Source organism: Saccharothrix xinjiangensis, from assembly GCF_039527585.1.
Taxonomy (GTDB): Bacteria; Actinomycetota; Actinomycetes; order Mycobacteriales; family Pseudonocardiaceae; genus Actinosynnema; species Actinosynnema xinjiangensis.
Map to the genome: position 1 here is coordinate 292,233 of NZ_BAAAKE010000001.1, position 19,678 is coordinate 311,910.

Annotated in this window: 22 protein-coding genes and 1 pseudogene; 10 read left to right on the forward strand and 13 right to left on the reverse strand. The window is 74.1% G+C overall.

Features of this window, described 5'->3' with window-relative positions; translation table 11 throughout:
* Positions 1-8: 8 nt before the first annotated feature.
* The gene (locus ABD223_RS01370) at positions 9-1,478 is read right to left on the reverse strand and encodes an NCS2 family permease (protein ID WP_344033936.1); all 1,470 of its coding nucleotides are present in this window, start codon (positions 1,476-1,478) and stop codon (positions 9-11) included.
* A gap of 73 nt (positions 1,479-1,551) precedes the next feature.
* Here ABD223_RS01370 and ABD223_RS01375 point away from each other — a divergent pair, with 73 nt between their 5' ends.
* Positions 1,552-1,824 carry a DUF2530 domain-containing protein gene (locus ABD223_RS01375; protein ID WP_344033937.1) on the forward strand — a complete coding sequence of 91 codons (273 nt, stop codon included), beginning with the start codon at positions 1,552-1,554 and terminating at the stop codon, positions 1,822-1,824.
* 34 nt (positions 1,825-1,858) lie between these two features.
* Here the strand turns inward: ABD223_RS01375 and ABD223_RS01380 are convergent, their stop codons facing one another.
* Both ABD223_RS01380 and ABD223_RS01385 read right to left on the reverse strand, forming a co-directional pair.
* A complete protein-coding gene (locus ABD223_RS01380) occupies positions 1,859-4,690 on the reverse strand; it encodes a sacsin N-terminal ATP-binding-like domain-containing protein (protein ID WP_344033938.1) in 2,832 nt (943 codons plus the stop codon).
* Positions 4,687-5,589 carry a DUF3027 domain-containing protein gene (locus tag ABD223_RS01385; RefSeq protein ID WP_344033939.1) on the reverse strand — a complete coding sequence of 301 codons (903 nt, stop codon included), beginning with the start codon at positions 5,587-5,589 and terminating at the stop codon, positions 4,687-4,689. The genes ABD223_RS01380 and ABD223_RS01385 overlap by 4 nt, the downstream gene beginning before the upstream one ends.
* 58 nt (positions 5,590-5,647) lie before the next feature.
* Between ABD223_RS01385 and ABD223_RS01390 the strand changes: the two genes are divergently transcribed.
* The 3 genes from ABD223_RS01390 (at position 5,648) to ABD223_RS01400 (ending at position 8,791) form a co-directional block, all read left to right on the forward strand.
* The gene (locus ABD223_RS01390; protein ID WP_344033940.1) at positions 5,648-6,421 is read left to right on the forward strand and encodes a glutaminyl-peptide cyclotransferase; all 774 of its coding nucleotides are present in this window, start codon (positions 5,648-5,650) and stop codon (positions 6,419-6,421) included.
* 71 nt (positions 6,422-6,492) lie between these two features.
* A complete protein-coding gene (locus ABD223_RS01395; protein WP_344033941.1) occupies positions 6,493-8,253 on the forward strand; it encodes an MFS transporter in 1,761 nt (586 codons plus the stop codon).
* 67 nt (positions 8,254-8,320) lie between these two features.
* Positions 8,321-8,791, forward strand: coding sequence for a DUF2771 family protein (locus ABD223_RS01400; RefSeq protein WP_344033942.1), 471 nt, complete (start codon positions 8,321-8,323; stop codon positions 8,789-8,791).
* A 3-nt stretch (positions 8,792-8,794) separates the two neighbouring features.
* Here the strand turns inward: ABD223_RS01400 and ABD223_RS01405 are convergent, their stop codons facing one another.
* The gene (locus ABD223_RS01405; protein WP_033432288.1) at positions 8,795-9,181 is read right to left on the reverse strand and encodes a cold-shock protein; all 387 of its coding nucleotides are present in this window, start codon (positions 9,179-9,181) and stop codon (positions 8,795-8,797) included.
* A gap of 126 nt (positions 9,182-9,307) precedes the next feature.
* Between ABD223_RS01405 and ABD223_RS01410 the strand changes: the two genes are divergently transcribed.
* A complete protein-coding gene (locus ABD223_RS01410) occupies positions 9,308-9,505 on the forward strand; it encodes a hypothetical protein (protein ID WP_344033943.1) in 198 nt (65 codons plus the stop codon).
* Here ABD223_RS01410 and ABD223_RS01415 read toward each other — a convergent pair.
* On the reverse strand, positions 9,465-10,115 hold the full coding sequence (locus tag ABD223_RS01415; RefSeq protein WP_344033944.1) for an HAD family hydrolase: 651 nt from the start codon (positions 10,113-10,115) through the stop codon (positions 9,465-9,467). The two genes, ABD223_RS01410 and ABD223_RS01415, sit on opposite strands and share 41 nt — an antisense overlap.
* Positions 10,116-10,158: 43 nt before the next feature.
* On the opposite strand from ABD223_RS01415, the gene ABD223_RS01420 reads away from it, so the two are divergent.
* The gene (locus tag ABD223_RS01420) at positions 10,159-10,758 is read left to right on the forward strand and encodes a TetR/AcrR family transcriptional regulator (RefSeq protein ID WP_344033945.1); all 600 of its coding nucleotides are present in this window, start codon (positions 10,159-10,161) and stop codon (positions 10,756-10,758) included.
* Between the two features lie 182 nt (positions 10,759-10,940).
* On the opposite strand, the gene ABD223_RS01425 is transcribed toward ABD223_RS01420, so the two are convergent.
* Positions 10,941-11,915, reverse strand: a complete 975-nt coding sequence (locus ABD223_RS01425) for a Gfo/Idh/MocA family protein (protein ID WP_344033946.1) — start codon at positions 11,913-11,915, stop codon at positions 10,941-10,943.
* A 32-nt stretch (positions 11,916-11,947) separates the two neighbouring features.
* Here ABD223_RS01425 and ABD223_RS01430 point away from each other — a divergent pair, with 32 nt between their 5' ends.
* Positions 11,948-12,322 carry a YccF domain-containing protein gene (locus ABD223_RS01430; RefSeq protein ID WP_344033947.1) on the forward strand — a complete coding sequence of 125 codons (375 nt, stop codon included), beginning with the start codon at positions 11,948-11,950 and terminating at the stop codon, positions 12,320-12,322.
* 230 nt (positions 12,323-12,552) lie between these two features.
* Here ABD223_RS01430 and ABD223_RS01435 read toward each other — a convergent pair.
* From ABD223_RS01435 to ABD223_RS01450, 4 genes and pseudogenes are all read right to left on the reverse strand, one after another.
* Positions 12,553-13,323 (reverse strand): annotated as a pseudogene (locus ABD223_RS01435) (metallophosphoesterase); the annotation flags it as partial.
* A 302-nt stretch (positions 13,324-13,625) separates the two neighbouring features.
* Entirely contained in the window at positions 13,626-14,366 is a 741-nt protein-coding gene (locus tag ABD223_RS01440; protein WP_344033948.1) for a maleylpyruvate isomerase family mycothiol-dependent enzyme, read from the reverse strand.
* 47 nt (positions 14,367-14,413) lie between these two features.
* Positions 14,414-15,220, reverse strand: a complete 807-nt coding sequence (locus tag ABD223_RS01445) for an HAD-IIA family hydrolase (RefSeq protein WP_344033950.1) — start codon at positions 15,218-15,220, stop codon at positions 14,414-14,416.
* An 18-nt stretch (positions 15,221-15,238) separates the two neighbouring features.
* Positions 15,239-15,703, reverse strand: a complete 465-nt coding sequence (locus ABD223_RS01450; protein ID WP_344033952.1) for a MarR family winged helix-turn-helix transcriptional regulator — start codon at positions 15,701-15,703, stop codon at positions 15,239-15,241.
* 112 nt (positions 15,704-15,815) lie between these two features.
* Here ABD223_RS01450 and moaA point away from each other — a divergent pair, with 112 nt between their 5' ends.
* The 3 genes from moaA (at position 15,816) to ABD223_RS01465 (ending at position 18,178) form a co-directional block, all read left to right on the forward strand.
* A complete protein-coding gene (gene moaA / locus ABD223_RS01455) occupies positions 15,816-16,874 on the forward strand; it encodes a GTP 3',8-cyclase MoaA (protein WP_380646373.1) in 1,059 nt (352 codons plus the stop codon).
* Between the two features lies 1 nt (position 16,875).
* Positions 16,876-17,130 carry a MoaD/ThiS family protein gene (locus ABD223_RS01460; RefSeq protein ID WP_344033955.1) on the forward strand — a complete coding sequence of 85 codons (255 nt, stop codon included), beginning with the start codon at positions 16,876-16,878 and terminating at the stop codon, positions 17,128-17,130.
* 379 nt (positions 17,131-17,509) lie between these two features.
* A complete protein-coding gene (locus tag ABD223_RS01465) occupies positions 17,510-18,178 on the forward strand; it encodes a transglycosylase family protein (RefSeq protein WP_344033956.1) in 669 nt (222 codons plus the stop codon).
* Positions 18,179-18,258: 80 nt separating this feature from the next.
* On the opposite strand, the gene ABD223_RS01470 is transcribed toward ABD223_RS01465, so the two are convergent.
* Genes ABD223_RS01470 through moaC form a run of 3 tightly spaced genes read right to left on the reverse strand, consistent with a single transcriptional unit; the run spans position 18,259 to position 19,624 of the window.
* The gene (locus tag ABD223_RS01470; RefSeq protein ID WP_344033957.1) at positions 18,259-18,684 is read right to left on the reverse strand and encodes a molybdenum cofactor biosynthesis protein MoaE; all 426 of its coding nucleotides are present in this window, start codon (positions 18,682-18,684) and stop codon (positions 18,259-18,261) included.
* A complete protein-coding gene (locus tag ABD223_RS01475) occupies positions 18,681-19,154 on the reverse strand; it encodes a MogA/MoaB family molybdenum cofactor biosynthesis protein (protein ID WP_344033958.1) in 474 nt (157 codons plus the stop codon). The genes ABD223_RS01470 and ABD223_RS01475 overlap by 4 nt, the downstream gene beginning before the upstream one ends.
* Positions 19,151-19,624 (reverse strand): cyclic pyranopterin monophosphate synthase MoaC, encoded by a 474-nt coding sequence (gene moaC, locus ABD223_RS01480; RefSeq protein ID WP_344033959.1) that lies wholly within the window; start codon positions 19,622-19,624, stop codon positions 19,151-19,153. The genes ABD223_RS01475 and moaC overlap by 4 nt, the downstream gene beginning before the upstream one ends.
* Positions 19,625-19,678 lie beyond the last annotated feature (54 nt).

The following is a 19,678-nucleotide window of genomic DNA, read 5'->3' on the forward strand; positions in this document are numbered from 1 at the left end:
GTCGTCCCTCAGGCGTTCAGCAGGGCCTGGATGGGGCTGATCGCGAAGTAGACGACGAACGCCGCCGCCACCACCCACATGAGCGGGTGAATGCTGCGTGCCCGTCCGGTGAGGGCTCGCAGCAGCACGTAGCTGACGAAGCCGGCGCCGATGCCGTTGGCGATCGAGTAGGTGAACGGCATGATCACGATCGTGAGGAACGCGGGCAGCCCGACGGAGAAGTCGGTGAAGTCGATCTCCTTGATCTGGGCGATCATCAGCGCGCCGACGATCACCAGGGCGGGCGCCGCGGCCTCGATCGGCACGACCGCGTAGAGCGGGGTGAGGAACATGGCGGCCAGGAACAGCAGGCCGGTGACGACGTTCGCCAGGCCCGTGCGCGCACCCTCGGCGATGCCGGACGCCGACTCGATGAAGACGGTGTTGGACGACGACGAGGCCACGCCGCCCGCGACCGCGCCCACGCCGTCGACGAACAGCGCCTTGGACACTCCGGGCAGTTGGCCGTCCTGGCCGATGAGGTTCGCCTCCTTGCCGAGGCCGGTCATGGTGCCGACGGTGTCGAAGAAGTCGGTCAGCACGAGCGTGAACACCAGCAGGGCGGCGGTGATGGCGGGCAGGCGGGTCCAGGCGCCGAAGGAGACGTCGCCCAGCAGCGACAGGTCGGGCAGGCCGAGCACCTGGTCGGGCAGCGCCGGGTAGCCGAGGTTCCAGCCGGTGGCCCTGGTGCCCTGCGACGGGCCGGCGTCCACGATCGCCTCGATCACGACGGCCAGCACGGTCGCGGAGAGGACGCCGATGAGGATGCCGCCCTTGACCTTGCGGGCGACGAGGATGGCGGTCAGCACGAGGCCGACCACGAACACGAACGTGGGCCAGGAGGCGATGGAGCCGTTGATGCCCAGGCCGACCGGGACGGTGGTGCCGGCGGCGTCGGGGACGCGGCGCACGAAGCCCGCGTCGACGAGGCCGATGAAGCAGATGAACAGGCCGATGCCGACGGCGATGGCGGCTTTCAGCTCGGCGGGCACGGCGTTGAACACGGCGGTGCGCACGCCCGTGACGACCAGCACCAGCACCACCAGGCCGTTGACCACGACCAGGCCCATGGCCTCGGGCCAGCTGACCTGCGGCACGATCGAGACGGCCACGAACGAGTTGATGCCCAGGCCGGTGGCGAGCGCGAACGGGTAGTTGGCGACGAGTCCGAACAGGATCGTCATGACGCCCGCGACCAGCGCCGTCACGGCCGCGACCTGGGGGATGGTGAGGACGTTGCCGAGGACGTCCACCTTGGCGGACGGGTCGTCGGCGGCGAAGCTGCCCAGGATCAGCGGGTTCAGCACGACGATGTAGGCCATCGTCACGAACGTGACGAGGCCGCCGCGCACCTCCCTCCCCACCGTGGACCCGCGTTCGGTGATCTTGAAGAACGAGTCCAGCTTGGAGCGCGGCGGCGTGTCGGCGGCGGTGGCCATCTCATCTCCTCGGTCGGTGTGGCGAGAGGCAGAGCGTGCCCCACCCGTGTTTCGGGGAGGTAGCCTGCCTGACGTGGCAGAACAGGACGCAGCCGACCTCCCCGCGCCCCCTCCCCTGCCGCCGCGGCTGGCGGATCCGGTGCCGGCGATCCTCGGCGGGGCGGTGGTGTGGTTCCTGGCGTTCGCGGTGGTGCTGGTGTTCTGGCGGGAGCAGCAGACGCTGCTGTGGACGTGCGTGTCGGGCTGGGCGCTGGGCCTGGCCGGCTACGGCGTGTTCACGTGGCAGCGCTCGGCGGTGCGCCGCGGGAAGCGGACCGCGCAGCAGGGGCAGGGGCTCACCGACTAGGGACGACCGCGCATCGGCCGGGCCGACCAGCGGATCAGCCGAGCAGCACCGAGGGTGTCGGGTCGGTGATCAGGGCGGTGAAGGTGTGGCGGTCGTCCCACCGGCCGACGGTCCAGGCCAGGGCTCGGGCCAGGCCCTCCGGGGTGTCGGCGGCGTGCACGACGTCGCCGTCGACCCACCACGACACCGCGTGCTCCTCGTCCTCGGCGGACACCACCAGGTCGTCGTGCACGACCACGGTGCCCGTGGGCAGGTCCACGCCGAGCAGGTCGCACGCCAGGCGCACCGCGCCCAGGTCCGACCACACCACCTCGTCGCCGTCGCCGACGACCGCGCCCGAGACCTCCTCCGACGCGAGCGGCAGGGCCAGCAGTTCCGCCAGGACCGGCGCCGAGCCCTTCGAGGCCAGCACCTGGTCGGGTGGCAGGACCCCCAGCAGCCACGGCAGGTCCAGCACGAGCACGTCGTCCGCGGGCACGGCGGCGCCGGTCAGCGCCCGCACCCGGTCCGGCGGTTCGGCGCTCACCGAGTCCGCCACCTCCGCGAGCAGGGCGTGCACCCGCAGCACCAGGGCGTCGGACAGCTTGCGCGCCGGGTCGCCCAGGCGTGCCAGGAGGTCTTTCGCGTCGTCCTCGTCGGCCACGTCCAGCGCCGTGCGGACCCCGGCGGCGGCCAGCACGTGCGCGGGCACGTCGACCTCGGGGACCACGTCGTACAGGCCTTCGAGGGCTTCCGCGCCGGGCAGGCGCCACGCGCCGAGCGGCTCGCCGTCCAGGGTGGCGTAGCGGGCCAGCCACCACGAGGTGTAGCCGTCGGGTTCGGTCACCGCCCGCCACACGGCGGGGTCGGCCGCCATCATCGCCAGTGCCCGCGGCCACGCGTCGCGCGCCACCAGGTCGAGGTCGCGCACGCCCAGGACCCGTGTGGGCGGCACGTCGAACCCGTCCCACCAGTAGCCCTCGTCGGCCAGGTCGTGGTCGGGTTCGGTGGGCGAGTCGTCCTCGACGACGGTGAACCCGTCGACGACGCCCACGGCGGTGAGCACGTCGCGCGGCCACGCCGTCGCCACGGCCGCGGCCAGCACGCCGAACGGCGCGTCGGCCTCCAGCACGTCCAGGAGCTTCGAGTCGGGCAGCACCAGTTCGTCGGCGCGCCGCCAGTCGCCGTCGGCGGAGGGCAGGGCCAGTTCGCCCAGCCACGGCCGCCCGCCGGCCAGCTCCACCAGCCGCAGCACGGTGTCCGCCAGCTCCGGCCCGTCCATGGCGGGGTCGTCCTGGCTGTGCCGGACGGCCTCGCGCACCGCGTCGGAGTCCAGCAGCTCGGCGGGTGTGGCCTCGGTGGCGCCCAGTCGCAGCAGCAGCGGGTGCGCCGCCTCGGGGTGCGCGATCCGCAGTCCCGGCACCGGCACCAGCTCGGCGCCCACCAGCACGCCGCGGGGGCTGCCGACGAGGCGCCCGTCCGCCAGCGGCACGGGCAGCGCGCCCATGGCCTCGCGGGCCGCCGAGTCGACGTCCGCGACCGGTGACAGCGCCTCGTACACCTGCCGCCACCACGACGGGTCGCCGCCGACGCCCGCGAGCGCGTCGACGACCTCCGCGATGGTCATGCGCGGCACTTCCAGCGCGGCCAGCGCCTTGGCGTGCGGCGGCAGCGTCAGCTCGTGGTCGAGGAGGCCGGGCACCACGTCCTCCAGCAGCTCCACCAGGTCGAACGACGCGACGTCCAGGACCTTCACCGAGGCGGGCGCGGCCCACTCGCCGTCCGCGAGGGGCAGCCAGGCCGCCGAGCGGAGCGCCGCCAGCACACCGGTCCGCAGCCGGTCGTCCACTTCGGACAGGGGGAAGCCGGGCAGCGGCACCAGCGCGGTCCGCTCCGCGGCGGGCAGCGCGGACACCAGCGCCGGGTAGGCCGCGGCGGCCCGGTCCAGCACGAACGCCGCCGCCGCGCCCGCCAGCACGCGCCGCCGCGACGGCTCCACCGGCAGCGTCGCGATCAGCCGGGCGGGCAGGGACAGCTTCTCGTCGGTGGGGGTGGGGGCGTGCAGCACGTCGCCGGACAGCGGTTCGTCCATCGGCCACGCCCAGCACACCGACCACCGGGGTCGTGATTCGACGCCCGCGACCAGCTCGCCGGGCAGCTCGCCGCCGTCGCGGCGCACCAGCCAGCGCCGCGGCCCGGCCGGGCCGGTCAGCTCCACCACGCCGTCGGACTCGGACCGCTCCCACGCGTCCGCGCCGACCTCGACGCGCCGCAGCCCCGGCAGGGCCAGCAGCAGGTCCGGCGCCTGCGCGGCGAACTCCGCCAGCAGCCCGCCGGGGTCGGTCCTCAGCGGCAGCCGCACCTCGGTGTCGAAGCCAGCGGGCGGGCCGGCCTCGTCGGTCGGCCACACCAGCCGCAGCACCGGCACGTCACCGCCGCGCGCGGACGCCAGCTCGGGCACCAGCTCGCGGGTCCGGTCGGCCGAGAACGCCACGCCGCCGCCGCGCGACACCACGCGCGGCGCGTCGGTCACCGCCAGCACGGCCGCGAACCCGACGCCGAACTGGCCGACGGCGCCCGCCGACTTCGACGACGCCCGCAGCGACGCCAGCGCCGCGACCCCGGCGGCGTCCAGGGGCGCGCCCGTGTTCGCCGCCCGCAGCTCACCGTCCACAACGGACAGCCGCAGCACGCCGGGTTCCGCGCCGGCCGCGTCGGCGGCGTTCTGCGCCAGCTCCACCAGCAGCCGGTCGCGGTAGCCGCCGAGCCTCAGGTCCTCCTCGGCGTTGGCGTCCTCGCGGAACCTCGTCGGTGACCCGCGCCACGCGGCCAGCACCGACTCGCGCAGCGCCGCCGTGCCGAACGGGTCACCCAGCTCGGGGCTCACCGCCCGCTCTCGTCGGCCGGGGCGGGCTCGACCCCCGGCGCCCCGGCGTCGGCGGCCGCGGCCCGGTCGACGGCCGACACCTCGCCGGCGGGCTCCGCCACGGCGTCACCGGGCGCCAGGCCACCGGACACCAGGCCGCCGGGCGCGTTCGCCTCCACGTCCAGCACCGCGTCGTCGTAGACGAGGTCGGCCACCGGCACCGACGAACCGCCCTCCACCTCGACCTCCGAGTGCGCCCCGCACCCGTACTCCACGTGCACCACGTGCCCGTCGGCGGGCGTCAGCTCGTTCGCGCACACCCCGAACGCCGCGCCGAGCGACCCGGCGATCCGCTGGTAGAAACCGCACGTGCCGCAGGTCGCGGGCGCGCTGCGGGCCATGTCGCTGCGCGGGCCGAAGTCGCCGCCGTGCCACCGCCGGGCCGAGTCGAGCACGCCCTCGCGGGACAGCACCCGCACGCGCCCGAGCCCCGCCTCCAGCGCGACCTCCTCCACGGCCGGGTCGTCGGAGGCGACGTAGCCGGGCGCCAGCCGCGGGTCGTCCTCCTTCGCCGGCAGCAGGTCGCCCACGCCCAGGTCGCCCGCCCGCACCCGCTCGTGCCACGGCACCCAGTCCGGCGCGACCAGCGCGTCGTCACCGGGCAGCAGCACGACCTCGCTCACCGACAGCGGCGTGCCCTCGCCCGCGAACGACACGGTGGCGGCCCAGTTCCAGCCCCGGTAGCCCGCGTGCCTGGCCTCGAACAGGTGGGTGACCGCGGCCTCGTCCTCCGCGACCACGCCCACGTGGTCGCCCACCGCCTCCGGGCCCGCCTCCTCCCGCGCGGCGGCGCGGGCGAGCCGGACGGCCGCGTCATCGGCGAGCACTGGATGGGGCTGCTGGGTCGGCGTGGCGGTCACAGGGTGAATTGTGCCGCACGTCTTCGCACTCCCGCGCACACGTGCCACCCTTTCGGGCGTGCGGTGGCTCCTGGTGGCGGTGGTCCTTGTCCTGTCGGCGGCGTGCGGGGGCCCGCCGAGCGGCCCAACCGGCCGGTCCGGCGACGTGCCGACCGGCTTCGAGGTGCTGGGCACGCTGCCGCACGACACCGGGGCGTTCACGCAGGGCCTGGAGCTGGCCGACGGCGTCCTCTACGAGGGCACCGGCCTGGAGGGGCGGTCGTCGATCCGCCGGCTGGACCCCGGCACCGGCGAGGTGCGGCAGCGCGTCGACCTGCCCGCCGACCTGTTCGGCGAGGGCATCACCGTCGTCGACGACCGGCTCTGGCAGATCACCTGGCGCGACGGCGTGGCCATCGAACGCGACCGGCGGACCCTCGAAGAGGTGAGGCGCGTCACCTACGAGGGCGAGGGCTGGGGCCTGTGCCGCGACGGCGACCGGCTGGTCATGAGCGACGGCACCGACGAGCTGACCTTCCGCGACCCGCGCACCTTCGCCGAGACCGGCTCGACCCGCGTCACCCGCGACGGCCGGCCGGTCACCGAGCTGAACGAGCTGGAGTGCGTCGGCGGCCGGGTGTGGGCGAACGTGTGGCACACCGACGAGGTCGTGCGCGTCGACCCGGCGGACGGGCGGGTCGACGCGACCGTGGACCTGTCCGGGCTGCGACCGGGCGACGTGCCCGCCTCGGACGTGCTCAACGGCATCGCGGCCGTGCCCGGCACCGACGAGTTCCTGGTCACCGGCAAGAACTGGCCGACGATCTTCCGGATCAGGTTCACCGGCGGGTGAGCCCTCGCCGGGCCGCCCCGGGGGCGGTCATTGCGGGGACAGGTCGCCTCTGGTGAGGCAGGATTGGTGAGGTGACGCCCCCTCGGCCGGAAGACCCGTCGCGGCGGTACCCGTGGGAGGACGACGAGTACAAGCCGCGCACCCGGCCGTACCCGACCCCCGGTGAGCCGCCGCCGCTCGACACCGGGCCGCGCGGGACCCGGCCGGAACCGCGCCCGGACGCCGAGTGGCCCGACCCCCGCGCCACCCGACCCCGCTCCGCCCGGCCCCGCGCCTCCGACCCGCGCCCCACCGAGCCTCACCTCTCCGACCCCCGCGCCACCCGGCCCCACGCCTCCGAGCCCCACACCGGCGGCCCCTGGACCGGTGAGCCGCGCACCAGGCCCACCCGCGGCGCCGAGTCCCGGCACGAGGACGACCGGCGCGCCGAGGCGTCCGCCCGCTTCGCGCCACCACCCGACGACCGGCCCACCGCGCCCACCGCGCCACCCCCGCCGAAGAAGCTCACCGTCACCCGGGTCGCCTGGTTCCGCACCCGCCAGCTCACCGGCCGCGCCCTGGCCACGTTCCGCCGCGCCGCGCACGCCGACGGCGCCAAGCAGTCCGGCCTGTCCTCCCTCACCTACGCGGTGATGCTGAACTACGCGGCCGACGCCGCGATGGCCGTCGCGCTCGCCAACACCCTGTTCTTCTCCGCCGCCACCGGCGAGAGCCGCAGCAAGGTCGCCCTGTACCTGCTGATCACCGTGGCCCCGTTCGCGCTGGTCGCCCCGGTCATCGGCCCGGCGCTGGACCGCCTCCAGCACGGCAGGCGGCTGGCGCTGGCCGCGTCGTGCGTGCTGCGCGTGCTGCTGTCGGCGGTCATGGCGCTGAACTTCGACAACTGGGCCCTCTACCCGGCGGCGCTGGGCAGCATGGTGCTGTCGAAGTCGTTCACCGTGCTCAAGGCCGCGATCACGCCGCGCGTGCTGCCGCGCGAGATCACCCTGGCCAAGACCAACGCCCGGATGACGGTGTTCGGCCTGGCCGCGGGCGGGGTGTTCGGCGCGTTCGCGGCCGGGTTCGCGAACCTGTTCGGCTCGCCGGGCGCCCTGTGGTTCACCGCCGTGCTGTCCGCCGTCAACGCCTGCTACTGCCTGCGCATCCCGGCGTGGGTGGAGGTCACCGAGGGCGAGGTGCCCGCGTCCCTGCGCGCCAAGCCGAAGAAGGCGAGCCGGCAGGCGCTGGGCCGCACGGTCGTGGTGGCGCTGTGGGGCAACGGCGCGATCCGGATGCTCACCGGTTTCCTGATGCTGTTCGCCGCGTTCGTGGTGCGCGCCCAGACCGAGGGCGACGCGTTCCTCCAGGTCCTGCTGCTGGGCGTGATCGCGGCGGCCGCGGGCGTCGGCAGCTTCCTCGGCAACGCGGTGGGCGCGCGGCTGCACTTCGGCGCGCCCGACCAGGTGGTGATCGGCTGCCTGGCCGCGGCGCTGGTGTCCGTCGTCGTGGCGGCCGTGCTGCCCGGCCTGACCACCGCGGCGGTCGTCGGCCTGGTCGGGGCGACGGCCAGCTCGCTGGCCAAGGTGTCGCTGGACGCGGTCATCCAGGACGACGTGCCCGACGAGTCGCGGGCCTCCGCGTTCGGCCGGTCCGAGACGATCCTCCAGCTGGGCTGGGTGTTCGGCGGCGCGCTCGGCGTGCTGCTGCCCACCGAGTACTGGATCGGGTTCACCGTGCTGTCGGTGCTGCTCGCGGTCGGCCTGGCGCAGACGATCCAGACGCGGCGCGGCTCCACGCTGATCCCCGGCCTCGGCGGCGACCGCCCCCTCAGGCCCACCGCGGTCACCCCGTGAGACCGGCGCCGCCGGGCCGGCCACCTCGCCGGACCGGCCGCACCGCGGCCCCGTAGGCTCGACGGCCGTGCGCCGAGTCCTGCTGCCCGTGCTCCTGCTGCTCCTGACGACGGCGTGCGCCGCGCCGCACCCGCCCGAGGTGACGTTCTACGCCGACGGCGAAGCGGTCGACGTGCCGCCGTTCGACGACTGCGACATCGACGCGGAGAACTGCCGGCGCGACCCGGCCGGCGAGGGCTCGCTGCGGGTCCGGCCGGGCAGGCCCGTGCAGATCTCCGTGCCGGGCGAGGTCGCCGACACCGCGTGGGGCGTGAACTTCCGCTACCGCGACGCCGCGGGCGTCGAGCAGGAACCCGGCCGCAGCGCGGTGTTCACCGTCAGCGACCCCAGGCACGCCTACACGCTCACCCTGCCGAACCCCGGCGACCAGTTGCTCGGCGTCGAGGTCCAGCAGCTGAGCAGGCGCATCCAGACGAGCACCACCGGCGCGTTCGACTTCGTCGCGCGCCGGGTGTGGGTGCTCACCGCGGAGAGCTGAGGTCTACGGGTCCAGCTCCCGCGCGACGGCCCGGACCACCTCGGCGATCAGCTTGGTGTTCTTCCGGTCCGGGTACCGGCCGCGGCGCAGCTCGGGCTGCACCTTCAGCTCCAGCAGCTTGATCATGTCCTCGATCAGGCCGTGCAGCTCCTCCGCCGGTCGGCGCCGCGCCTCGGCCACCGAGGGCGCCGGGTCGATCAGCCGCACCGACAGCGCCTGCGGGCCGCGCCTGCCCTCGGCCATGCCGAACTCGATGCGCTGACCGGCCTTCAGGCCCTCGACACCGGGAGGCAGCGCGGATTTCCGCACGTAGACGTCTTCGCCACCGTCCTGGGTGACGAAGCCGAAACCCTTCTCCGAGTCGTACCACTTGACCTTGCCGGTCGGCACCGCGCTCACCAATCCCTGGGTCATCCACACGACGAACGCGCCCGGGGCGTGCCCAGGGCGCGTCCCACCAGACTAGCCAGAACACCGCCCCCGGGGCACCTCCGATAGCGGGACTACCCTCTGGGTGTGTCGACCTCGAAGCTGATGCCCCTGGCAGTGGCCCTGTTCGCGCTGGGTGTCGTGGCCATCGTCGCGATGTTCGTCGTGGGCGAACGGGGACTGCCCGCCTGGGTGTTCGCCGCCGGGTGGCTGCTGGCGCCCGCCGGCCTGGCGCTGGGCGTGTTCAGCGCGGTGCGGGACTCCCGGCGCCCCCGCCGGCGCTGAGCCGGGCCGCGTTCGCGCGCAGCCAGTCCGGGAAACCGGTCAGGTCGGGCAGCACCACGTCCGCGCCCTCCGCGGTCAGCTCGTCCGCGGCGCACGGCCCGCTGACCACGCCGACCGCCACCGCGCCGGCGGCCTTCGCGCCGCGCACGTCACCCACGTGGTCGCCCACGTAGACGGCCGCGCCGTGCGCCTTCAACGCCTCCGCCTTGCCGGTCGACCACAGCTCGCCGAACAGGTGGTCCACCTCCCAGTCGAACGCGGCCAGGTGCAGAGCCGCGTTCGGCCGGTACTTGCCGGTGACCACGAGCGTGGTCCCGCCCAGCTCGCGCACCGCGGCAAGCGCTTGCGCCGCGCCGGGCAGCGCGACCGTGGCCGGGATGACGATCTCCGGGTAGAGCGCGCGGAACCGGTCCACCAGGGCCGGGATCTCCTCCTCGGGCACGCCGAAGCCCCGGTAGGTCATGTCGAGGGGCGGGCCGAGGTTCGCGGCGAAGTGGGCGCCGTCGAGCGGGTGGCCCGACTCGGCGGCCACGGCGTCCATCACGGCCGCCATGCCCGGACGCGGGTCGATCAGGGTCATGTCCAGGTCGAATCCCACGGTCAACGGCACGACCCGACTCTAACCGCGCGGCCGCTGTGCCAAGCTTTGCGCCGTGACGGAACTCACCCGGTCCCTGCTGGAAGCGGCCGTGGACCTCGTCGCCGAACACGGTTCCCGCGGCCTGCGCATGGTGGACGTCGCCACGAGGGCCGACGTGAGCAGGCAGACCGTCTACAACGAGTTCGGCAACAAGGAGCGACTGGTCCAGGCGGTCGCGCTGCACAAGACGGCCGAGTTCCTGGACGGCGTGCGCGAACGCCTCGCGTCGGCCGCCGACCCGGTCGACGGCCTGCGGCGGGCGATCACGTTCGCGTTCGACCTGGCCGGCCGGGACCCGCTGGCGAAATCGGTGCTGAACGGGGCGAACGCCGAGGACATGCTGCCGTTCCTGACCACCAAGGGGCAGCCGGTGCTGACCCTGGCGACGGCGGTGTTCGCGCAGCACATCAGCGGCAACTGGTCGGGGGTGGCGGCGGAGCGGGTGCAGCTGGTCGCGGAGACCGTCGTGCGGGTGGCGCTGAGCCACCTGCTGACGCCGGGGAACCGGAGCGTGGACGCGGTGGTGCTGGTGACGCTGGCCCTGCTGCCGCCTCGCCCGGAGCGGCGAGCCCAGGACCAGCAGGGGTCCCCCGCAAGGGGACCCCTGCTTTGATCTTACCGAGGGGGTACGACAATTTCGGCCGGGCGAGGTCAGGCTAGGTCGGGCCAGATCGAGCGCGGTCAGGCTGGTCGGGCCAGGTCAGGCTGGTCGGGTTGGGTCAGGCTGGATCGGGCGAAGTCGGGCGAAGTCGGGCGAGCGTGCCGTGGAGGTGGTCGCGCCCCGGCGTGGCCCGGCTACCGGGCTTCCAGGTCCCCGTAGGTCAGGCCGACCTGCTCGGCGGCGCGCGTCATGGTGCGCATGATCGCCAGCGACTCGTCCAGCGTCATCGACGGGCTCTCCGTCTCCCCCGCCCGCACGCGCCGCACGACCTCGCGCAGCTGCGGCACGTAACCCGCGCCCTCCTGCTCGTGCCGGCGCTCCTCGCCGTTGACGATGATGCGGCTCGGGTTGTACATCGCCTCCGGCAGCTCGACGAGGCCCTCCGTGCCGTACACGACCGCGCCGTCCTTGAGGGGGCTGCGCAGCGACGAGCCCAGCAGCGCGTGGGCGCCGCCCTCGTAGCCGAGCAGCACGCCCAGCTCCGCGTCCACACCGCCGACCAGCGACCCGTGCGCGTGGACGACGTCCGGCTCGCCCAGCAGCAGGTGCGCGAACGACACCGGGTAGATGCCCAGGTCGAACAGCGAACCGCCGCCCAGCTCCCGGTTCCACAGGCGGTGCCCCGGGTCGTGCGGCAGCGGGAAGCCGAAGTCGGCCCGGACCGACCGGACCTCGCCGATCTCGCCCGCCCGGACCAGCTCGCCCAGCTCGACGACCAGCGGGTTGAACCGGGTCCAGATGGCCTCCATCAGGAACAGGCCGCGCTCGCGCGCCAGGTCCACCACGTCCTGGAGACCCGCCGAGGTCAGCGTGGCGGGCTTCTCGCACAGCACGTGCTTGCCCGCCTCCAACGCCGCCCGGGTCACCTCGTGGTGCTGGACGTGCGGCGTCGCGACGTAGACCACGTCCACGTCGGGGTCGGCGAGCAGGTCGCGGTAGTCGCCGTAGGCGCGCGCGATCCCGTGCTTGGCCGCGAACGCCTCGGCCTTGGGCAGCGCTCGGGACGACACGGCGAGGACTTCGACGTCGGGCAGCAGGCGGAGGTCGCCGGTGACGACGTCGGCGATGCCGCCCGTTGCCACGACGCCCCAGCGGAGTTGGTTCACCACGAGCGCGCAGCTTAATCGGGCAAGATGGACGGGTGAGGCTCATCCTGAACGTGATCTGGCTGGTGCTCAGCGGCTTCTGGCTGGCCGTCGGGTACGTGCTCGCGGGGATCGTGTGCTGCGTGCTGATCATCACGATCCCGTGGGGGTTGGCGTCGTTCCGCATCGCCAACTACGCGCTGTGGCCGTTCGGTCGCACCGTGGTGGACCGGCCGGGCGCGGGCACGCCGTCGCTGCTCGGCAACATCATCTGGATCCTGGTGGCGGGCATCTGGCTCGCCATCGGCCACGTGGTGACCGGCATCGCGCTGTGCGTGACGATCATCGGCATCCCGCTGGGCATCGCGAACTTCAAGCTCGTGCCGGTGTCGCTGGTGCCGCTGGGCAAGGAGATCGTCCCGGCGCCCTGAGCAACCCGGCCGCCAGAGCCACCCGGGCACCCGGGCACCCGGGCGACCTGATCACGCCGGGCGGGGGCTCAGCTGCCGCCCGGCTGTCCGGCGTCCGCCCGCTCGCCGGCCTCCGGCTCGGCCGTGTCCGACTCGCCGGCGTCCGGCTCATCGGCATCCGACTTGTCGACATCCGACTCACCGGCGTGCGGCTCGTCGGCGTCCGGCTCCTCGGCAGGGCCCGCGTCGTCCAGCCGCACCACCAGGCACGGCCCGCCGCTGTAGAGGCCCGCGTCGACGGCCAGGACCCTGTCGTCGGCGTAGCGCAGCGGCCCGTCGATCTGCTGCGGCGCCACGCCCAGCTGGTCGGCGATCACGCTGTGCCCGTGCACCACCTCGTGACCGCCCAGCACCTCCAGCAGCTCGGCGGCCACGGCGGCCCCGTCCGGGCCGCGGAAGGCGTAGCGGGTGGTCATCTTGCGCCAGCACTCCCACCACTGTTCGAGGTCGTCGCCCTTGAGCACTCCCCGGACGGCCCGGTTGACCTCGTCGATGGTGGCGCCCCACTCCAGGTAGGCGAGGGTGTCGGAGTGCATCAGCAGGTGGCCGTCGACCTCGGCGAGCACCCGGCGGCTGGTGAGCCAGTCGATGTGGTCGTCGGTGAGGCGGTCCTGGTCGCTGCGCAGGCCACCGTTGAGGAGCCAGCTGCGGGCGAAGCTGCGCGGGGTCGGTGCGCCCGGGACGTTCTCGTCGCCGAAGCGGTGCATGCCCAGCAGCAGCACCTCGTGGTTGCCGACCAGCGCGTCGACCCGGCCGCCGCTCTGCTCGGCGAGGCGCATCACGAACTCGATCACCCCGATGCCGTCCGGGCCGCGGTCGACGAAGTCGCCGAGGAACCACAGCTCCGCCTCACCACCGGACCAGTTGCCGTCGGCGTCGACCAGGCCCGAGGCGTGCAGGGCGCGGGTCAGCTCGGCGAGGTGCCCGTGCACATCGCCGACCACGAAGAGCGGTCGTTCCACACTGCGACGATAGGCGACATGAGGGGGCGCTGCCCAAAAGTCGATCAGTGGCCGGCCGGGCGACTTCGGCCTGACCGCCCCGCCTCCCCCGCGGGGGTGAGCCGACGGTGGCCCGCCGTGACGCCACGGCTCCGCCACGCGTTCACCGACCCGGGCCGCGACGGTTTTCAGCGCGCCCCACCAGCGCCCCGTCCCGACCGCAGCAGTCCCACCCATGCCCACCCGCAGCTCATACCCGACCAGGACAGCCTTCAACCTGCTTCGACCGCAGCCCAGCCCAGCCAAACCGAACCCGAACCCGGCTAGCTCAACCGCGGCCAGGCCAACAGCGCCTCCACGCCGGCCTCGTCACCCGTCACGGTCACCTCCTCCCGCGCCACGCGACGCCACAACAGGAGGTAGAGCTGCTCGGCCGTGCCCGACACCCGGGCGCCCGGCTCACCCCCGGCCACCCTCCGGGGCTCGCCTGCACCGCCGCCCTCACCGCCACCGGCGCCGACCAGCCACCGGTCACCCGTGTCGGTCGCCACCAGCTCCACCACCAGCGGCCCGCGGGCCCACTCCGGCCCGTGCAGGAAGCGGTCCAGGAACTCGCCCACCCCGTCGGCCGCCAGCTCAGCCGGGATCGGCTCGACCCGCCCCACCGCGTTCCACGCGTCCCAGCAGTGCACCACCGCCTCGTGCGCCTGCCGCCAGGCCACGTCCGCCGCCGTGGCGCGCTCCTCGTCGTTCCACCACACCCACACCGGCGTGTCCGGCGGGTACTCCCGCTGCACCGCCAGGTAGCGGGCGCTGATCTCCCGCCACCCCTCGACCCGGTCGGGCCCCGGGTCGGCGGCCCGCCGCGCGGCGTCCTCGTCCGGCACGCCGCCCCGGGCCAGCAGCACCAGCATCCACCACGACTGCACCTCGGCCAGGTGCGCCACCAGGTCGTCCACCGTCCACCCGGGACAGCTCGGCACGGCCGCGCCGGGGTTGCCGGTCACGGCCTCGGTGAAGGACTCGCTGTACGCCTCGGTGACGGCGATGTGGTCGATACCCATGCCGGCACGCTAGCGCCGGGGTACGACAATTCCGGCGGACCGGCCGCTCACACGGGGTTCGGCTCGTCCTCCGGGAACGGGTCGTGCGAGGAGCCGACCAGCTCGGCGATCGACTTGAGCACCCGCGTCGGCCGGAACGGGTACAGCTCGGCCGTCGACTCGGCGGAGATGCCGGACAGCACGAGGATCGTGCGCAGCCCCGCCTCCAGGCCCGAGCGCACGTCGGTGTCCATCCGGTCGCCGATCATCAGGGTGTTCTCCGAGTGCGCCCCGAGCGCCCGCAGCGCGGACCTCATCATCAGCGGGTTCGGCTTGCCCACGTAGTACGGTTCGCGGCCGGTCGCGCGCTCGATCAGCGCGGCGACGGCGCCGGTGGCGGGCAGCGAGCCCTCGCGCGACGGGCCGGTCGCGTCGGGGTTGGTGGCGATGAACCGGGCGCCCTCCTCCACCAGCCGGATCGCCTTGGTGATGGCGGTGAAGCTGTAGGTGCGGGTCTCGCCGAGGACCACGTAGTCGGGGTCGCGGTCGGTGAGCACGTACCCGATCTCGTGCAGCGCGGTGGTCAGGCCGGCCTCGCCGATCACGAACGCCGAGCCGCCGGGCCGCTGCGAGTCGAGGAACCGCGCGGTGGCGAGGGCGGAGGTCCAGATCGCCGCCTCCGGCACCTCCAGGCCGGTCCGGGACAGCCGGGCGCGCAGGTCGCGCGGCGTGTAGATGGAGTTGTTCGTGAGGACCAGGAACGGGATGGCGTTCGCGGTCAGCTCGGCGACGAACTCGGCCGAGCCGGGGATCGGGTGCTCCTCGTGCACGAGGACGCCGTCCATGTCCATCAGGTAGTTCCACTGAGCGGCCATGGGCGACATGCTGCCGGCTCAGCCCCCCGCCACGCGCTGCCGGAACGCCTCGACCAGCTCCCGGTGGTACCGCTCCAGCACGGCCCGCTCGTCGGGGCTGAACCGGGACAGCACCTCGCGCAGCGTCCGCCGCGAACCCTCGAAGAGCTGGGTGAACCGGTCCTCGTCGCCCGGCACGACCTCGACGAGCACCTTGCGCCGGTCGTGCGGGTCGCGGACGCGGCGGACGTACCCGGCGCGCTCCAGCCGGTCGATCACGCCGGTCACCGCGCCGGTGGACAACCCGGACAGCTCGGCGATCCGGCCCGCCGTGACGGGTCCCTCGGCGCGCGCGGCGAGGTCGAGGCACTTGCCGTCGGTGGGTGACAGGCCCATCCGCTCGGCGGCCCGGACGTGCAGGGTGGCGGCGAGCTCACCGGCTTCCCGCGCGTAGGCGCCGAACCGCTCCAGCTCGTCGACGGGAACGTCGTGCTCACTGGTCATGGCAGGCAATTTAGCGGCCGGCGCGCCGGTCACGGCACCGTCGTCCGGGCCCCGGGACGCCGCCGCCGCGATTTCCGGTGAGCACGGACCGGCCCCGATTACCCTGGGGCAGGTGACAGCCGTCGAGTTGGGGATCCCCGTCGTGCGCGCCACCCCGGACGCGTCGGCACGTCCGGCCTCACCGCTGCTGGTCGACCGGTTCGGCCGGGCGGCGACCGACCTGCGCGTGTCGCTGACCGACCGCTGCAACCTCCGCTGCACCTACTGCATGCCCGCCGAGGGCCTGGACTGGCTGCCGAAGCCGGACCTGCTCACCGACGACGAGCTGGTCAGGCTGATCGGCATCGCGGTGACCCGGCTCGGCGTGACCGACGTCCGCTTCACCGGCGGCGAGCCGCTGCTGCGGCCGAACCTGGACGACGTGGTGGCGGCCACGGCCGCGATGGCTCCCCGGCCGCGGATCTCGATGACCACGAACGGGTTGACCTTGGCGAAGCGGGCCGCCGGGCTGGTGGCCGCGGGCCTCGACCGGGTGAACGTGTCGCTCGACACCCTCGACCCGGCCCGGTTCACACGGTTGACCAGGCGCGACCGGTTGGACGACGTGTTCGCGGGCCTGGCCGCGGCCCGACGGGCGGGACTGGCCCCGGTCAAGGTCAACTCGGTGCTGATGCGCGGGGTGAACGAGGACGAGGCCGTGCCGCTGCTGCGGTTCTGCCTGGAGCACGGCTACCACCTGCGGTTCATCGAGCAGATGCCGCTGGACCCGCAGCACGGCTGGGACCGGGACGGCATGGTGACCGCGGAGGAGGTCTTGACGGCGCTGCGGGCGGAGTTCTCGCTGGCGCCCGCACCCGGCGAGCGCGGTGGCGCGCCCGCCGAGCGGTGGCTGGTGGACGGCGGGCCGGCCGCGGTCGGCGTCATCGCGTCGGTGACGCGGCCGTTCTGCGCGGCGTGCGACCGGACCCGGCTCACCGCCGACGGCCAGGTGCGGAACTGCCTGTTCAGCCAGTCGGAGACGGACCTGCGGGCCCTGCTGCGCGGTGGCGCGCCGGACGAGGAGGTCGCGGACCTGTGGCGCGCGAACTCGTGGGCGAAGGCCGCCGGGCACGGCATCAACTCGGCCGGGTTCAGCCAGCCCGACCGGCCCATGAGCGCGATCGGAGGGTGAGTTGCGGCTGACGGTGCGGTACTTCGCGGGCGCGCGGGCGGCGGTGGGCGTGGCGGACGAGAGCTTCGAGCTGCCCGACGAGGCCCCCACGGTGGCCTCGGTGCTCGCGGCGGTGCGCGACCGGCACGGCGATCGGGTGAAGCGCGTGCTGCCCGCGTGCAGCTTCCTCCTGGACGGCGTGGCGGTCCGCGATCCTGACACGACGGTGTGGTCGGGGTCACAACTCGATGTGTTGCCGCCCTTCGCCGGAGGCTGACAGCCCCTCCCCGGATGGATTAACACGTGAGCCAGACCTCACTTAACGTGATTTATTGCGGCCGATCTCGGAATGGAAACAGACCGATAACGGTGCTCTGACCTGGCTAAACGGTGCAGTCGGGGGGTCACCCCATAGCGTTACGGTGACGTCGATCACAGCTCGATTCGTTTGGCGTGAGCTCCCCCGGTTACGTACCGTCGCTCCTCGGTTGGCCCCGACCGACCACGAGCACGACCCGGGACGCCACGCACCGAACCTGTCCACCGGCCCCCGGGAACACCCCCCGAGCGAGAGAACTCCGCCGGACAGGAAAGCTGGGCGATTCCCGGGCCCCGAACCCGGACCGCCCGAGCAGGTGCGACGGGCTGAGAGGGAAATGGCTTCTTACCGAGGCAAGCACCGCACGACCACCACCACCAGCACCGCGGCCCGCGGCATCGCGAAGGTCGCCGTCGCCGGCGTCATCGTCGGCACCCCGCTGAGCCTGGCCGCCGGCACCGCGAACGCCCAGAGCGTGAACTGGGACGCGGTCGCCGCGTGCGAGAGCGGTGGCAACTGGAGCATCAACACCGGCAACGGCTACTACGGCGGTCTCCAGTTCCTGCCGTCCACGTGGACGGCCAATGGTGGCAGCGGCATGCCCCACCAGGCTTCCCGCGAGGAGCAGATCCGCGTGGCCGAGAACGTCCTGCGCACGCAGGGCATCGGCGCCTGGCCCGTCTGCGGCCCCAAGGGCCTCGGCGGCGGCGCGGCGGCCCCGGCGCGGCCCGCCCCCGTCCAGCAGCAGGCCCCGGTCCAGCAGGCCCCGGTCCAGCAGCAGCGGACGTCGGCCCCGGTGCAGCAGGCCGCCCCCGCCCCCGTCGTGGTGGCGCTGCCGACCAGCAACCCCGAGGGCGACTACGAGATCAAGGCGGGCGACACCCTGTCGAAGATCGCCGACGAGCTCAAGGTCGAGGGCGGCTGGACCGCGCTGCACGAGCTGAACAAGGACTTCATCCCGAACGCGGACCTGATCATGCCGGGCCACAAGATCGCCACCAAGTGATCCCGGACCCCGCGATCCGGTCGGCGTGAGCCGGCACGGGCCCGACCGCCTTCCCCTCGGCGGTCGGGCCCTGGGCCGTCTCACGGCATGTTGACCCACTCGTCGCTGCCGTCGGCGAACACCTGCCGCTTCCACACCGGCAGCCGGCGCTTCACCTCGTCGACCAGCTCCGAGCACACGTCGAACGCCTCGCGGCGGTGATCGGCCGACACCGCGCACGCCAGCGCCACGTCCCCGATCGCCAGCGCGCCCACCCGGTGCGACACGGCCACCGCCCGCACCCCGCCGAACCGCGCCACCACGTCCGCGACGACCTCGGCCACCACCGCGGCGGCCGTCGGGTGGCCGACGTACTCCAGCTCGCGCACCGACCGGCCGCCGTCGTGGTCGCGGACCACGCCGGCGAAGGTCACCACCGCGCCGGCGGCGGCGTGCTCCACCAGCTCCGCGTGCTCGCCCACCGACAGCGGCTCGCCGCTGACGGTCGCGCGCAGGACCTCCGTCACGCGTGATCACCTCCGGCCACCTGGTCGACCGCGTGCTCCAGCACGGTCCCGAGCACGTCCAAGCCGTCGCGCACCCCGCCGGTCGACCCCGGCAGGTTCACCACGAACGTGCGGCCCGCGACACCCGCCACCCCGCGCGACAGCACGGCCGTGGGCACGCGCGGCCACCCCGCCAGGCGGATCGCGTCCGCCACGCCCGGCACCTCGTAGTCCAGCACCGAGCGGGTCGCCTCCGGGGTGCGGTCGGTCGGGCTGACGCCCGTGCCGCCGGTGGTCACCACCACCGCCACGCCGTCCGCCACGGCCCGCCGCAGCTCCTCGGCCACCGGCTCGCCGTCCGGCACCACCACCGCGTCCGGCACGTCGTAGGACCGCTCCCGCAGCCACGCCACGATCACCGGCCCCGAGCGGTCCTCGTAGACCCCGGCGGACGCGCGGTTGGACGCCGTGACCACCCTCGCGCGCCTCACGGGCGCTCCCAGAGGCCGGTCTTGCCGCCTTCCTTGCGCTCCACCCGCACGGCGTCCAGCTGCGCCGCCGGGTCGACCGCCTTGACCATGTCGTGCAGCGTCAGGCCCGCCACGGTCACCGCGGTCAGCGCCTCCATCTCCACGCCGGTGCGGTCGGTCGTGCGGACGGTCGCCGTGATGCGCACCTCCGCCTCGCCCGGCGCCAGGTCCACGGTCACGCCCGACAGCGCGATCGGGTGGCACAGCGGCACCAGCTCCCAGGTCCGCTTCGCGGCCATGATCCCGGCGATGCGGGCGGTGGCCAGCGCGTCGCCCTTGGGCAGGCCGTCGCGGACGAGCAGCGCCACCACCTCCCCGGTCGTGCGCAACACGCCGGAGGCGACCGCGGCGCGCGTGGTCGGCTCCTTGCCGGAGACGTCGACCATGCGCGCCGCGCCCGTGGCGTCGACGTGCGTGAGGTGCTCGCTCATACCGGCGATGCTAGGCCGCACCCGACCACCCGCCGGGCCCAGGCCGGCGCGCCG